This window comes from Pseudoalteromonas sp. SIMBA_162 (assembly GCF_046535955.1).
Lineage (GTDB): Bacteria > Pseudomonadota > Gammaproteobacteria > Enterobacterales > Alteromonadaceae > Pseudoalteromonas > Pseudoalteromonas marina.
In genome coordinates, this window is record NZ_JAWJBQ010001004.1 from 1 (window position 1) to 244 (window position 244).

Sequence of the window (244 nt, forward strand, 5' to 3'; positions counted from 1 at the left end):
AGGCGCACGGCCGATGCCATGGGTGATATTGCCCAAGGCCGGGGTGATTTAACCCGCCGCCTCTCGGTGGGGAGCAACGATGAAGTGGGCAACCTAGCCGTGCAGTTCAACGCGTTCGTTGGCCGCATGCAGGATACCCTGCTCGATGTACGCCGCAGCACGGCAAGTGTTTATCACTCGGCGGGTGAAATCTCTCACAGCTCCGAAGAGCTGGCGACCCGCACCGAGCAGGCAGCCGCGAATT

Annotated in this window: 1 protein-coding gene; it reads left to right on the forward strand. The window is 61.9% G+C overall.

Annotation, left to right across the window (positions count from 1 at the left end; genetic code table 11):
- Window positions 1–18: 18 nt before the first annotated feature.
- The coding region (locus R0J88_RS22735; RefSeq protein WP_410901283.1) for a HAMP domain-containing protein at window positions 19–244 on the forward strand (226 nt) is incomplete at its 3' end.